A 14,953-nucleotide genomic window follows, 5' to 3' on the forward strand; every position below is an offset into this window, starting at 1 on the left:
GTCGTAAGGAAGGAGTTTTCCAATATGCAAAGTGAAGTTAAGCAACAATCTGAAGCGTTGGTATTTGACGCTATTAAAATAGGTCTTGCTTCACCCGAACGGGTCAGAGAATGGTCCAGGGGCGAAGTCAAAAAGCCGGAAACCATCAATTACAGAACCTTAAAGCCTGAAAAGGATGGACTCTTTTGTGAGAAAATCTTTGGGCCGAGCAAGGACTGGGAATGTAATTGTGGTAAGTACAAAAAAATACGTTACAAAGGTGTGGTTTGTGATCGTTGTGGCGTAGAAGTTACAAAATCCAAAGTAAGAAGAGAGCGTATGGGTCATATAGAACTTGCAGCGCCTGTATCTCACATCTGGTACTTCAAAGGTATCCCTAGTCGAATGGGTCTGATTCTAGACATGTCACCTAGGACACTTGAAAAGGTATTGTACTTTGCTTCCTACATCGTCATTGATGCTGGTGAGACATCATTACAATACAAGCAAGTGCTGACTGAAAAAGAGTATACAGAAGCTTATGAAAAATATGGTCATAAGTTTAGAGCGGCTATGGGTGCAGAAGCCATACGCGAAATCTTGTCACAAATAGATCTCGTAGGCGAGTCTGAACAACTTAAAAAAGCATTAAAAGATGCTTCAGGACAGAAAAGAGCTCGTATTATTAAGCGCCTCGAAGTTATCGAAGCTTTCAAAGAATCTGGTAATCTGCCTGAATGGATGATTTTATCTGTCGTACCGGTTATACCACCGGATATTCGTCCTATGGTTCAGTTGGATGGTGGACGTTTTGCCACTTCAGACCTAAACGATTTATACAGACGTGTCATCAACAGAAATAATCGTCTTCAAAGACTTTTGGACTTAGGTGCGCCTGACATTATTGTAAGAAATGAAAAAAGAATGCTCCAAGAAGCCGTTGATGCTTTGATTGACAATGGTAGACGAGGAAGACCAGTTACAGGACCTGGTAATAGACCACTCAAATCCTTATCGGATATGTTAAAAGGTAAGCAAGGACGTTTCCGTCAGAACTTACTTGGTAAACGTGTCGATTACTCTGGACGTTCTGTAATCGTTGTCGGACCGGAACTTAAGATTTATCAGTGTGGTTTACCAAAAGAAATGGCAATTGAACTCTTTAAGCCATTTGTAATGAAAGTGCTTGTTGAAGACGGTCTTGCACATAACATTAAATCAGCAAAAAAAATGGTAGAAAGACTTGAACCAGGGGTTTGGGACGTTCTAGAAGACGTCATCAAAGAACACCCTGTTATGCTTAACCGTGCCCCCACGCTACATAGACTTGGTATACAAGCCTTTGAACCGGTACTTGTAGAAGGTAAAGCTATTAAGTTGCACCCTCTTGTTTGTACAGCTTATAATGCTGACTTTGATGGTGATCAAATGGCGGTCCATGTACCCTTATCCGTGGAAGCACAAGCAGAATGTCGTTTCCTATTATTATCGCCTAACAACCTATTAAAACCATCCGATGGTGCACCGGTATCTGTTCCTTCACAGGATATGGTTCTTGGTATTTATTATTTAACCTTGGATAAAGAAGGTGAACTAGGAGAAGGAACTATTTTTAAAGATGAAAATGAAGCGATTCTTGCTTATGACAATAAAGTCGTGAGCTTGCATGCACGTGTCAAGGTTGAACGTGTCCGCATCATTAACGGTGAGCGAGAAAGACGTCTCATTGAAACGACTGTAGGACGTATCATTTTTAATGAAGCCATTCCTCAAGATCTTGGATTTGTCGATCGCGTTACTGTAGATGATCAACTCTTATTTGAAATTGATTTTCTTGTTGGTAAGAAACAAATGCAACAGATCTTGAACTATTGCATTAATGTCCATGGTGCAACGAGAACAGCAGAAGTCTTAGATGAAATTAAGAAACTAGGTTTCAAATACTCCACTCAAAGTGCCATTACGGTATCTATTTCGGATATGGAGGTACCAGAGGAGAAAAAAGGTTTTGTAGCAGAAGCTGAAAAAACACTTGAAGATATCATAAAGCAGTTCAAACGTGGTTTGATGACAGAAGAAGAACGTTATAACAGCGTTATTCAGACTTGGCGTGAATGTGATGATAAAATCACTAAGGCACTCCTTGGTAATCTAGACAGATACAATAATATTTATATGATGGCACATTCCGGAGCTCGTGGATCGGATAATCAGATTAAGCAGCTTGCAGGTATGCGTGGTCTTATGGCGGATACCTCCGGTCATACAATTGAACTTCCAATCAAATCTAACTTCCGTGAAGGTCTTGACGTACTTGAGTATTTCATATCTGCCCATGGTGCTCGTAAAGGTCTTGCTGATACAGCCCTTAGAACGGCAGACTCGGGATACTTAACAAGAAGATTGGTTGACGTTTCTCAAGATCTTATAATCAGAGAAACGGATTGTTGTAAGGATGAGCCAGAAGTATCAGGTATGGTTATAAAAAGCTTTATGGATGGGGAAGAAGTCATTGAAGGCTTGGAAGAAAGAATGAGCGGTCGTTGGTCTATTGAAGATATTAAGCATCCAAAGACAGGTGAAATTCTAGCAAGAGCCGATCGTATGATTACACCAATTAAAGCAAGAAACATTATAAAAGCTGGAATTAATCAAGTTAAGATTAGAACAGTTTTATCTTGTAAATCAGAAGTGGGTGTATGTGCTAAGTGCTATGGTTCAAATATGGCTACAGGTATACCGGTTCAAGTAGGAGAGTCTGTGGGTATTATTGCAGCTCAATCTATCGGCGAGCCGGGAACACAGCTTACAATGCGTACCTTCCATACTGGTGGTATAGCAACAGCAGATGACATTACCCAAGGTCTTCCTAGGGTTGAAGAGCTTTTTGAAGGAAGAAAACCAAAAGGTTTGGCTATCATCGCAGAATTTAGCGGAAAAGCTGTTATGCAAGAAACGAAGAAAAAACGTGAAATGGTAATTACAAATGCAGACACCGGCGAGTCAAAAGCATACCTAATCCCTTACGGATCAAGAACAAAAGTTGCGGATGGTAGTATGGTAGAAGCAGGCGATGAGTTGACCGAAGGTAGTGTTAACCCTCATGATACACTTAGAATCAAAGGTGTTAGAGCGGTTCAAGACTATATGTTACAAGAGGTACAACGTGTTTATAGACTTCAAGGTGTTGAGATCAATGATAAGCATATTGAAGTAATTTGTAGGCAAATGCTTAAAAAACTCCGTATTGAAGACAGTGGCGACACCTCCTTCTTACCGGGTAGTTTGATTGATCGATTGGAATTTGAGAAAATCAATAGAGAAATGGAAGACAAAGGTCTTGAAGTTGCTGTAGCTACCCAAGTACTACTCGGTATTACGAAGGCATCTCTAGCAACAAACTCCTTTTTGTCAGCAGCTTCATTCCAAGAAACAACCAAAGTTTTAACGGATGCAGCTATAAAAGGAAAATCAGATCCATTGATTGGTCTCAAAGAGAACGTCATCATTGGTAAGTTGATTCCTGCAGGTACGGGTATGAAGCGTTATAGAAAACTCAATATTATAGAAAAAGATATTGATAACGATAACGTAGATGATTCATTGTTTCAAGACGAATATTAGAAATAATTAGAAATAATCCAAAAATAGGAGGCCGAGACGGGCTTCCTATTTTTGAATTTAATGAAACTAAAATAAAACTGTTTTTCTTGACAGAATAGGTAACTCGTGATAGAATTCATCAGTGTGCATTTTGATGCGTATTTTGTCTGTAGTTTAATATAGCAGACAGGAATGAATTCTTTATGAAAGAGATGGTTACTATGCACAGATTACAAGAAGGTTCCAAAATTGTAGGTACTAAGCAAACGCTAAGAGCACTTGAGCGTAACCAAGTAGAGGTATTGTTTGTTGCGGAAGATGCAAATAAACGACTGCTGGCAAAGCTCACAGAGATGGCGGAAGCCAACCATATAGCAATTGTGTATGTGAAGACAATGGAAGAACTAGGCAAAGCTTGCAATGTTAAAGTGAAAGCCGCAACCGCAGCACTGATCGTAAACAACTCATTTTCAGGAGGTGAAAAGAATGCCAACTATTAACCAGTTAGTTAGAAAAGGCAGAAAAGAAATCGTTAAGAAATCAACAGCGCCAGCACTTCAAAAAGGATTTAACTCCTTACATAAGAAGTCAACAAATATCTCAGCGCCTCAAAAGCGTGGTGTTTGTACAGCTGTTAAGACTGCTACACCTAAGAAGCCTAACTCAGCCCTTAGAAAAATCGCCAGAGTGCGTTTGACCAATGGACTAGAAGTTACAGGTTACATCCCAGGTGAAGGCCACAACTTACAAGAACATAGTGTTGTTCTCATTAGAGGTGGTAGAGTTAAAGACTTACCAGGTACACGTTATCATGTAGTCAGAGGTACATTAGATACTGCTGGCGTAGCTGACCGTCGTCAATCTCGTTCAAAATACGGAGCAAAACGACCTAAGGTGAAAAGCTAATTAAAAGAACGAATAGAACACCTTCTAAGTTAAGAAGGCTTGTTCGATGTAGTGCGAGTTATGAATGTATATAACCTGTGGTTGCAGGATCAAATATATGAAAAACTAGCACGACACACAGAAATCATTAGATTTCTGCGAGTACCTATGAATTAATTTAGCGCAAAGGCGCAAATCAATAATTAAGGAGGGAAGAACCGTGCCACGTAAAGGACATACACCCAAAAGAGATGTATTACCAGATCCAATATATGGAAACAAGGTTGTAACCAAACTGATCAACAACATCATGTTAGACGGTAAAAAAGGTGCAGCACAAAAGATCGTATACGGTGCTTTTGATAAAGTAGCAGAGAAATCAGGTAAAGATGCATTAGAGGCTTTCCAAGAGGCTCTAGGTAACATCATGCCTGTATTAGAAGTAAAAGCAAGACGTGTCGGTGGAGCAACATATCAAGTGCCTATCGAAGTACGTCCGGACAGAAGACAAGCCCTTGGACTACGTTGGTTAACACTTTACACAAGAAAACGTGGGGAAAAGACCATGGTAGACCGATTAGCTGGTGAATTATTAGATGCACTTAATAATACCGGTGGGTCTGTTAAGAAAAAAGAAGATACACATAAAATGGCAGAAGCAAACAAAGCATTTGCACATTTCAGATGGTAAAATCTGTTTGACTTTTTGTCTTAGAACAGATTGTAATTCATTAACAGTTTAGTACCAAAGGAGGAAATACTTTGGCAGGTAGAAATTATCCGTTAAATCGGACCAGAAACATCGGCATCATGGCACATATTGATGCCGGTAAAACTACCTTGACTGAGCGTATACTATTTTATACAGGCATAAGCCATAAGATCGGTGAAACTCATGAAGGTGCAGCAACAATGGACTGGATGGAGCAAGAGCAAGAAAGAGGTATAACCATTACTTCTGCTGCGACAACATGTTCATGGTTAGATAATAGAATAAACATCATAGACACACCAGGTCACGTTGACTTCACTGTTGAAGTTGAACGATCTCTCCGTGTACTAGATAGTGCGGTTGGCGTATTCTGTGCAAAGGGTGGGGTTGAACCTCAATCTGAAACAGTATGGCGTCAAGCGGACAAATATGAAGTACCTAGAATGGCATTTGTTAACAAGATGGATATTATGGGTGCAGATTTCTTTAACGTTGTTAGTATGATCAAAGAACGTCTTGGTGCAAATGCTGTACCGATTCAGTTACCAATCGGTGCTGAAGAAGACTTTGTTGGTTTGGTTGACCTAATGACAATGAAAGCCTACATCTATAATGATGATTTAGGTGAAGATATTTCAGAAGTTGATATTCCAGCAGATATGCTGGAAATGGCTACAGAATACCATAACGAAATGGTAGAGAAAATAGCAGATACCGATGAAGATCTAATGATGATGTACTTAGAAGGCGAAGAGATTTCGACCGATGAACTTAAGACAGCACTTCGTAGAGCGACCATAGGGGTAAAAATCATACCTGTTTTCTGTGGTTCTGCATATAAGAATAAAGGTGTTCAAAAGCTTTTGGATGCAGTTATAGAATATATGCCATCTCCACTTGACGTTCCTGCAATACAAGGTATTGATATGGATACAGAAGAACCGGTTGAAAGACCTGCTTCAGATGAAGCACCTTTTTCAGCATTGGCTTTTAAGATTATGGCGGATCCATTTGTGGGTAAGCTGGCATTCTTTAGAGTCTATTCCGGTACCATCAATGCTGGCTCCTATGTTCTTAATTCAACAAAGAATAAAAAAGAACGTATGGGAAGAATTCTTCAAATGCATGCGAACAAAAGAGAAGAACTTGAAAAAGTATACTCTGGAGATATCGCAGCTGCTGTTGGACTGAAATTGACAACAACCGGTGATACACTTTGTGATGAAAAACACCCGGTTATTCTTGAGTCAATGGTATTCCCTGAACCGGTTATATCAGTTGCTATTGAGCCTAAAACTAAGGCCGGACAAGAAAAAATGGGTATTGCACTTGCAAAACTTGCAGAAGAAGATCCAACCTTTAAAACATTTACAAACACTGAGACAGGACAAACCATCATAGCCGGTATGGGTGAGCTTCATCTTGAGATCATCGTAGACCGTATGCTAAGAGAGTTTAAAGTTGAAGCCAATGTAGGTGCACCACAGGTTGCGTATAAAGAAACCCTTACTAAAGCCGTTGATGTGGATAAAAAATATGCACGACAATCTGGTGGACGTGGGCAGTACGGACATTGTAAAGTAAGATTTGAACCAATGGATGTTAACGGCGAAATCACTTATGAATTCGTTAATTCAACAACCGGTGGGTCAATCCCAAGAGAATACGTACCGGCAGTTGATGCAGGTATTAGAGATGCAATGCAATCCGGTGTTCTGGCGGGTTATGAAGTTGTTGGTGTTCGTGCAGACTGTTACGACGGTTCTTACCACGATGTCGACTCTTCAGAAATGGCATTTAAGATTGCCGGATCGATGGCGTTTAAAGATGCTATGAAAAAAGGTGATTCCGTCTTACTTGAACCCATCATGAAGGTAGACATACTTGTACCTGAAGAATATATGGGTGATGTTATTGGTGACATTAACTCAAGACGTGGTAGAATTGAAGGTATGGAGCCGAGAAATGGTGCTCAATCCATACATTGTTATGTTGCATTATCTGAGATGTTTGGATATTCAACGGACATTCGTTCCAAATCACAGGGACGTGGAACTTTCTCCATGCAATTTTCACATTACGAACAACTTCCAAAGAGTATTCAAGAGAAAATACTTTCCGGAAAAGGCCTTGAGTAAGGAAATAGTCCTTGCAATTGGTTGAACAATAAAATATAATTCTAATTAGAAAAAAACAGATAAGTTATGACAAAGGTATTTATAAAATGCCACAGTGTCATTGATTAAAGGAGGAAAAAAGTAATGGGTAAAGCTAAGTATGAAAGAAACAAACCGCATGTAAATATTGGAACAATTGGTCACGTTGACCATGGTAAAACAACTTTAACAGCAGCTATCACTAAAGTACTATTTGATAGACTGGGTACTGGATCAATCGTTGATTTCGATAACATTGATAAAGCACCAGAGGAAAGAGAAAGAGGGATCACAATCTCTACAGCACACGTTGAGTATGAGACAGAAAATCGTCACTACGCTCACGTTGACTGCCCAGGTCACGCCGACTACGTTAAGAACATGATCACTGGAGCAGCTCAAATGGACGGTTCTATCCTTGTTGTTGCTGCAACTGACGGACCAATGGCTCAAACTAGAGAGCATATTCTATTAACACGTCAAGTTGGTGGTACACATATCGTTGTATTCATGAACAAATGTGACATGGTTGATGATGAAGAATTATTAGAATTGGTTGAAATGGAAATCAGAGAATTGTTATCTGATTATGGATTCCCTGGAGATGATCTTCCAGTTATCCAAGGTTCAGCACTTAAAGCACTAGAAGATACAAGCAGCAAATGGGGCGATATCGTACTTGAATTAATGCAAGCTTGTGATGATTATATTCCGGAGCCAATTCGTCAAACAGATAAGCCATTCTTGATGCCAATCGAGGACGTTTTCTCAATCACAGGTCGTGGTACTGTTGCGACTGGTAAAGTTGACCGTGGTGTTTTACACGTTCAAGACAATGTTGAAATCGTTGGTCTTAAAGAAGAGTCAAGAAAAGTTGTTTGTACAGGCGTAGAGATGTTCCGTAAGCTTCTTGATGAAGCTCAAGCGGGTGACAACATTGGCGCATTACTTCGTGGTGTACAAAGAGAAGAGATTGAACGTGGACAAGTACTTGCAGCACCTGGTTCAATTACACCTCATACAACATTCAAAGCACAAGTATATGTACTTAAAAAAGAAGAAGGTGGACGTCATACACCATTTTTTGGTAACTACAGACCACAATTCTACTTCACAACGACTGACGTAACTGGTGTCATCAATTTACCAGAAGGTGTAGAAATGTGTATGCCTGGCGACAACATCGAGATGGACGTTGAATTAATCGCGCCAATCGCGATGGAAGTTGGTCAAAAGTTCTCAATCCGTGAGGGTGGAAGAACAGTTGGTTCAGGATCTGTTACTGTAATCAGCAAATAATAAATAATAGAGTTTAATCAGGCTCTTTGTCAAATCTTGGGGTAATCCCTATATTGATGAGTCAACCAAGTCTCTAAGTGAAAAAAAGCTTAGGGACTTTTTTAGATGAAGTTAGATGTTCTTTTACAACCCTAATACAAGCTGGGGATAGAATGAAAGGGGTTTTAATGGTGGGTCCCATGAAAACCCTTCCACAGTGTGTATGACTACGGCCTCCGGTTGGTGCGTCCTGCACCAAAAGTCGGCGGTCTGCATCCATGCAGACTTGCAAATTTCATAAGAAAGTTTTCACTTAGCATCATGTCTTGAAGACTGACATGATGCATGAAGTTACTTTCTTATGAGCCTAGTCACACACACTGCTTCCAGGAACTTCATGGTCGGTGCTAACTAACATGGTATTATTGGTACCTTTAACTCATCATGTGGAGTATACGATTTTTAAACCTATTGAAATTACGCATACCATATGCATTTCTTTTAAGAACCTTAATCTTATTGTTAACGCCTTCTGTATAGCCATTCGTATAAGGACAAGTAAAGGAGTTAAGAATATACTTTTGCCAGTTTATGATGGTATTCATACACGTTATAAACTCGGGTTCATTCTGTGTTGCTACAAAAACGTACCATTCTTTAAGGCGTTTTAATGCTGTATCCTTATCTGGAGCATCTACAAAGTCATAGAACTTTTCCTTAAGAAGATAAGCTGTCCTAAGCCTTGAGGATGTATCAAGCATGACGCTTACTTGGTCGACTTGCTCATCTGTTAAAAATCGACGTCTTTTTAATAGTAGGTGTCGGCTTCTTTTGAAGTATTTCCTTCTCGTCTTGTAAAATTTTTCTGCTCTTGTTTTCTAACCCGATCAAAGGCCCATGTTATCTGTCTAATCCAATGATACTTGTCTATGACGATTGTTGCATTCTTAAAATAGGTTTCAGCAATATCGCGATAAGGCTGCCACATATCCATAACAAAATAAGCTACTTTATCACGGTTCTTAAAGCGTCTGAAGTAGTCAGAAAGGATATGATGTTCGCGACCAGGCAAAATATCTAAGACCTTTTTATTAACCGGATCAGTAAGAATACCTTGATATTTGCGTCCCGCATTACCCTTAAATTCATCAATAGACAGCACTCTGGGTAAAGAGGTATTGGTATAGTCGATAAATTTAAAGAGTCTAAAAATAGTGGTTATAGAAAGATTACAATGTTTAGCAATATCGGTCATGGAATGTGTAGAACGCATTCTATCAATGACATACTGGACTAAACGCGTAGACATTCTAAAATAGCGAGGAAGAAAAGTATTCTTCTCATAAAACCGCTTATTACAATGATTACAAGTATAACGACGCTTACGATAATGAAACAAAGTATTGAGGCCAAAAGCAGGAGCATCTTTAAACACTTGAAACCTGTAATCATGTACTTTATCGGTCTTTTGATGACAATGGGGGCAATGATGAGTTCTTCTGGGTAATTCACAATAGATGTGTAATGCATCAGGGTCATTTTCGATTTTAGTTACGATTATGTCTTTTAATCCTAACAGTTTTTCGATATAATGGTTATTGAGCATAAGCTTTACCTCCTTGTTGTTTGGTTGTGGTGACTTTATTTTACAAGGGATTTAGTTTATGCTCAACTTTTTGTAAAATAAATGTTGAGGTGAATATCTCACCCCAACATTTATTATAGAACCTTTAATCACAGGGTTACCCGTTAACGGGTAGCCCTGTTTTTTTTCATAAAAACCCTGCTTCCAAGAACTTCATAATTGATAGTATCTTATATAGAAAAAAATGTAGAAAAAGCTTGCATTAGATAAAACCATAAGTTATAATCCTGTCTTTGACAGTTGTGAAACAGAAAAAGCTTGAAATCCCTTATAAATAGGGGCTTCAAGCTTTTTATATGTCATTAATTTTTGCGTACTTTTTTTTACTTTTTAGTCTTTTGTATATATTTTTCATTTCTTTGTCGCTGACAATCTGATAGTCTGTTCTAAATCCATAGGTATCATGTAGTGCATCTGTAAAATCAGTACGTGTATAGGTCGGAATAAAACCCTGTCCAGGAACGCAATAGAAGTTCATATCCTTTAACTGGCCGACGATTTCGTTCGTTGTAAACTGGTTGTCTAGGTCTTTCTCCAGATATCTATATAAAACAAGTGCTAGAAAACAGGTTGTAAAATGCGCTTTTATACGGTCGTCTCTTTGAAGATAAACAGGTCTTGCTTTAAACTCGCTCTTCATAATTCTAAAACATTCTTCAACTTCCCAACGTCGGTGGTTAATTCTAGCTATTTCAGAAGCATCTTCGTCAAGGTTAGTACATACTGCATAGAAGCCGTCATAGATACTTTCCTCAGCAACAGTATTTGAATTAAGATGGTAAAGTGTCTCTTCTGCAACTTCACCATCACTTGTAACATTGGTGGAAGCGATAAATCGTTTATAATCATTTTGTCTTTTCTTACCTATACTTTTTGGGTTAGTGCTAATGAGTTTTGTGGCACGTTCAAGTTGTTTGTTTCTGATCTGACGTTGATAATAACGGTATTTAAGAGAAAAGGTGACAATCAGTTTTTGCTCAAGATCATTCTCTTTAATCCATCTCTCTTTATAAAAGGTCATATTCTTATATTGCTCACAAAGACTTTCATTTTCATCAAACAGGTTTAAATCAAAGGTTTCTTTGGAATCATTGTGCCTCCATCCAGTTGGTTCTAAAGCCCACTCTTTTAAAAACTGCTTAAGTTTTTTGATGGATTGAGTTGTAATAAAAGAACGTCCATTTATATTATTAAACTTCCTATTTGCATTTGAAGATAAGCCGGCATCAGTACATACAACAAACTTGGATAGTTTGAAGTCTTCGATAATTTGCTTTTCTAAAGGCTTTAGAGTCACCTGCTCATTGGTATTGCCACTGTGAATGTTAAAAGCGAGAGGAATACCATCTCCATCCATAAACAAGCCCATTTCTACAATAGGGTTAGGACGGTTTTCTTTGGAGGGTCCATATTGTTTAAGGCCATCTTCTTGTTCAATCTCAAAAAAGTAGTTGGTACAGTCATAATAAAGAATTCGATCATTACGTTTAGAAACTGCTAGACTGTTTTTGTAAAGCTGTGATTGTATGAAATCGGATTCCTTAGCGATAACTTCTAAAGACCTGTAAATGTTCTGTAATTCAAAGTTTGGCTGTTCGAGAAGACGTTTAGAAGATTCAAAGGTGCAAAGCTTGGAAGAAGGAAAAAGAATTCTTCCGTAAATCAAACGAGAGAGAATACCGTTAAGGTCATAGGTGAACTTGTGCCTTGAAGAAATATCGTTACAAATCTTATGAAGCCCTAACTGGTAATAAATCTGTTGAAGAAAAAGATAGCCACCGTTGTAGGAACGTTGAATCTCTTTATCAATAAGCGTGGATTGCCTAAGCTTGATAATAACCTCACGTTTTTGTTCTTTTCTTGGCGATTAAGATCTTCGATATACTTTTTGGCCCACTCTATGGGATTAGCACCATTTAGCTTTTTTTCTAAATCAGAATATCTGCCAAGTTTTTCGACGGTTCTAGTTTTTTGTTTTCCATCAACATAAATAGTTTCTATGACATATAATAATTGAACATTTTTAGAATTTACAACTTTCAGCCTCATAACAACACCTCCTAATACCCTATATTATATCATAGAACGTAGTAGAACGTAAATGAAAAGAGTAGAATTTGACAAAAAAATAAGCCTAAATAGGCTTGTTATAAGGTTTTCGCTGTTTTAGTTACTTCGGCAAGTGTCAAAGACCCGGGATTTAGTTTATGCTCAACTTTTTTTGTAAAAAAATAAATGTTGAGGTGAATATCTCACCCCAACATTTATTATAGAACCTTTAATCACAGGGTTACCCGTTAACGGGTAGCCCTGTTTTTTTTCATAAAAACCCTGCTTCCAAGAACTTCATAATTGATAGTATCTTATATAGAAAAAAATGTAGAAAAAGCTTGCATTAGATAAAACCATAAGTTATAATATAAAGGCTGTGACAATAAAAGCAATGAAGTTAGAGGTTGCCGTTCATAACAACGGGTAATTCTAATGGAGCGAATGTCATGTTCAAGAAACTGACGACAAGATCACTGTACGAATAAGATGCCATCAATTAAGTTTGATGAAGGACGTGTGAATGAATGACACGCCAGGCAAGATGTACAGTCACCACTTGTCGTACTCAAGTACGAAAAGGAGGCGACTTTTTTTATGGCAACTCAAAAAATGAGAATTAGCTTGAAAGCGTATGATCATCAATTAATCGATCAATCATCAGAGAAGATCATCGAAACTGCAAAGAAAACAGGAGCGAAAGTGAGCGGACCTATCCCACTTCCTACTAAAAAGGAAATCATTACGATCCTAAGAGCCGTACACAAGTACAAAGACTCTAGAGAGCAGTTCGAACAAAGAACACACAAAAGATTAATTGACATATTAATGCCAACAGCTAAAACGGTAGATGCACTTATGCGTCTAGAACTACCTGCTGGGGTAGACATTAAAGTAGATGTAAAATAATATCCACATTAGAGGTTTATATAGAAGGTAATGCTTTATATAACCGTCTAGGATGATTACGTCAATGTAATCCGCTGTAGATCAATAGGAGGTGCAATATGCAAAAAGCAATTATTGCGAGAAAAGTAGGCATGACACAAATCTTCATGGAAGATGGCGCATTGGTTCCTGTAACCGTATTACAAGCCGGTCCATGTACAGTTGTTCAAGTAAAAACCGTAGACAACGATGGCTATAGTGCTGTTCAAATCGGTTTTGAAGACAAAAAAGAAAAACACACAACACAACCTTTACAAGGTCATTTCCAAAAAGCCGGTGTTACTGCTAAGAGAGTACTAAAAGAATTCAGACTTGAAAATGCAGAAACATTTGAAGCTGGTCAAGAAATCACAGCTGATATTTTCGCAGTTGGCGACATGATTGATGTAAGTGGTACAAGTAAAGGTAAAGGGTTCCAAGGTAACATCAAGCGTCACGGACAAACAAGAGGCCCCATGGCTCACGGTTCTAAGTACCATAGAAGACCTGGTTCAATGGGACAAGCATCATCACCTTCAAAAGTATTCAAAGGTAAGAACTTACCTGGACATATGGGTGCTGTAAAAGTGACGATTCAAAATCTTGAAGTTGTAAGAGTGGACGCAGAACAAAACTTGATTTTAGTTAAAGGTGCTGTACCTGGACCTAAAAAATCTATCTTAACAATTAGAGACGCAGTTAAGGCGTAGTAATTGCAGGAAGGAGGAACGAAAATGGCAAAAGTATCTGTATACAATATGGATGGTAAACAAGTAGAAGAACTAGAACTAAATGATAGCATTTTTGGAATTGAAATCAAAAACCACTTAATGCATATGTCAGTTGTTCAACAACTTGCAAATAAACGCCAAGGAACACAAAGTGCTAAAACCCGTGCAGAAGTACGTGGTGGTGGTAGAAAACCTTGGAGACAAAAAGGAACGGGTAGAGCTAGAATCGGTTCAATAAGAGCACCACATTGGACAGGTGGTGGTGTGGTTTTTGCACCAAAACCAAGAGATTACTCATTCAAACTTAATAAAAAAGAAAAAAGAATAGCCCTTAAATCTGCACTATCAGCAAAAGTTGCTGATGGAAAATTCATCGTTCTTGATGAATTGACACTTGATGGTATTAAAACAAAAGATATGATTAAGGTTCTTGATAACTTAAGCGTTAAAAAAGCTTTAATCTGTATCAATGAAAACAACAAAAATGTATTATTATCAGCTAGGAATATAGCAAATGTAGCAACAGCTCAAACCAATACGATCAATGTGTATGATATTCTAAAATATGACACATTCGTAACGACTAAGGCAGCTGTGGCAACAATAGAGGAGGTGTACGCATAATGGCAAGCATAAATTACTATGACGTACTACTTAAACCTGTAATCACTGAAAAAAGTATGGATCAAATGGGTGATCGTAAATATACATTTTTAGTGCATCCAGAAGCGACTAAGGTTCAAATCAAAGAAGCGGTTGAAAAAATGTTTAAAGGTGCTATCGTTCAAAAAGTCAATACCATGAATAAAGACGGTAAGACAAAAAGACGTGGTACAACAAGCGGCAAGACAGCTAAAACAAAAAAAGCGATCGTAACTTTGACAGCAGAGAGTAAAGAGATCGACTTCTTCGAAGGAATGTAAAAAACACATTCCGGGGACACACACGGTAGCGTGGTAAGACGCTACAGGAAAGGAGCTAAAAGACA

General features: G+C 38.3%; 10 protein-coding genes and 2 pseudogenes. 10 read left to right on the forward strand and 2 right to left on the reverse strand.

The genetic code is table 11. The annotated features are described in order from the left end of the window. The first annotated feature begins 24 nt into the window (after positions 1 to 24). From rpoC to tuf, 6 genes are all read left to right on the forward strand, one after another. Positions 25 to 3,603, forward strand: coding sequence for a DNA-directed RNA polymerase subunit beta' (rpoC, locus tag PATL70BA_RS12515; protein WP_125137682.1), 3,579 nt, complete (start codon positions 25 to 27; stop codon positions 3,601 to 3,603). A gap of 200 nt (positions 3,604 to 3,803) precedes the next feature. Beyond that, entirely contained in the window at positions 3,804 to 4,082 is a 279-nt protein-coding gene (locus tag PATL70BA_RS12520) for a ribosomal L7Ae/L30e/S12e/Gadd45 family protein (RefSeq protein ID WP_125137683.1), read from the forward strand. Continuing rightward, positions 4,069 to 4,488: a 30S ribosomal protein S12 gene (rpsL, locus tag PATL70BA_RS12525; protein WP_125137684.1), complete on the forward strand. Its 420-nt coding sequence runs from the start codon at positions 4,069 to 4,071 to the stop codon at positions 4,486 to 4,488. The genes PATL70BA_RS12520 and rpsL overlap by 14 nt, the downstream gene beginning before the upstream one ends. A 199-nt stretch (positions 4,489 to 4,687) precedes the next feature. After that, the gene (rpsG, locus tag PATL70BA_RS12530; protein ID WP_172596241.1) at positions 4,688 to 5,158 is read left to right on the forward strand and encodes a 30S ribosomal protein S7; all 471 of its coding nucleotides are present in this window, start codon (positions 4,688 to 4,690) and stop codon (positions 5,156 to 5,158) included. 71 nt (positions 5,159 to 5,229) lie between these two features. After that, positions 5,230 to 7,317 (forward strand): elongation factor G, encoded by a 2,088-nt coding sequence (fusA, locus tag PATL70BA_RS12535; protein ID WP_125137686.1) that lies wholly within the window; start codon positions 5,230 to 5,232, stop codon positions 7,315 to 7,317. Between the two features lie 123 nt (positions 7,318 to 7,440). Next, positions 7,441 to 8,634 (forward strand): elongation factor Tu, encoded by a 1,194-nt coding sequence (gene tuf / locus PATL70BA_RS12540; protein WP_125137687.1) that lies wholly within the window; start codon positions 7,441 to 7,443, stop codon positions 8,632 to 8,634. Between the two features lie 413 nt (positions 8,635 to 9,047). Here the strand turns inward: tuf and PATL70BA_RS12550 are convergent. Both PATL70BA_RS12550 and PATL70BA_RS12555 read right to left on the reverse strand, forming a co-directional pair. Then, a pseudogene (locus PATL70BA_RS12550) lies at positions 9,048 to 10,219 on the reverse strand (ISL3 family transposase). A gap of 331 nt (positions 10,220 to 10,550) precedes the next feature. Then, positions 10,551 to 12,307, reverse strand: a pseudogene (locus tag PATL70BA_RS12555) (IS1634 family transposase). A gap of 597 nt (positions 12,308 to 12,904) precedes the next feature. Here PATL70BA_RS12555 and rpsJ point away from each other — a divergent pair. From rpsJ to rplW, 4 genes are all read left to right on the forward strand, one after another. Then, positions 12,905 to 13,216: a 30S ribosomal protein S10 gene (gene rpsJ / locus PATL70BA_RS12560; RefSeq protein WP_125137688.1), complete on the forward strand. Its 312-nt coding sequence runs from the start codon at positions 12,905 to 12,907 to the stop codon at positions 13,214 to 13,216. Positions 13,217 to 13,314: 98 nt separating this feature from the next. After that, positions 13,315 to 13,944 (forward strand): 50S ribosomal protein L3, encoded by a 630-nt coding sequence (gene rplC, locus PATL70BA_RS12565; RefSeq protein WP_125137689.1) that lies wholly within the window; start codon positions 13,315 to 13,317, stop codon positions 13,942 to 13,944. Positions 13,945 to 13,968: 24 nt separating this feature from the next. Next, complete coding sequence (gene rplD, locus PATL70BA_RS12570) at positions 13,969 to 14,589, forward strand: 50S ribosomal protein L4 (RefSeq protein ID WP_125137690.1); 621 nt, start codon at positions 13,969 to 13,971, stop codon at positions 14,587 to 14,589. Beyond that, entirely contained in the window at positions 14,589 to 14,888 is a 300-nt protein-coding gene (rplW, locus tag PATL70BA_RS12575) for a 50S ribosomal protein L23 (RefSeq protein ID WP_125137691.1), read from the forward strand. The genes rplD and rplW overlap by 1 nt, the downstream gene beginning before the upstream one ends. The last annotated feature ends 65 nt before the right edge of the window (positions 14,889 to 14,953 follow it).

Origin of the sequence: Petrocella atlantisensis, from assembly GCF_900538275.1 — a bacterium.
Classification (GTDB): Bacteria; Bacillota; Clostridia; order Lachnospirales; family Vallitaleaceae; genus Petrocella; species Petrocella atlantisensis.

Coding starts and splice junctions, on each gene's coding strand:
- rplW (WP_125137691.1), top strand. CDS start 14,589: ATGGCAAGCATAAATTACTATGACGTACTACTTAAACCTGTAATCACT.
- PATL70BA_RS12520 (WP_125137683.1), top strand. CDS start 3,804: ATGCACAGATTACAAGAAGGTTCCAAAATTGTAGGTACTAAGCAAACG.
- rplD (WP_125137690.1), top strand. CDS start 13,969: ATGGCAAAAGTATCTGTATACAATATGGATGGTAAACAAGTAGAAGAA.
- tuf (WP_125137687.1), top strand. CDS start 7,441: ATGGGTAAAGCTAAGTATGAAAGAAACAAACCGCATGTAAATATTGGA.
- rpsJ (WP_125137688.1), top strand. CDS start 12,905: ATGGCAACTCAAAAAATGAGAATTAGCTTGAAAGCGTATGATCATCAA.
- rpsL (WP_125137684.1), top strand. CDS start 4,069: ATGCCAACTATTAACCAGTTAGTTAGAAAAGGCAGAAAAGAAATCGTT.
- rpoC (WP_125137682.1), top strand. CDS start 25: ATGCAAAGTGAAGTTAAGCAACAATCTGAAGCGTTGGTATTTGACGCT.
- rplC (WP_125137689.1), top strand. CDS start 13,315: ATGCAAAAAGCAATTATTGCGAGAAAAGTAGGCATGACACAAATCTTC.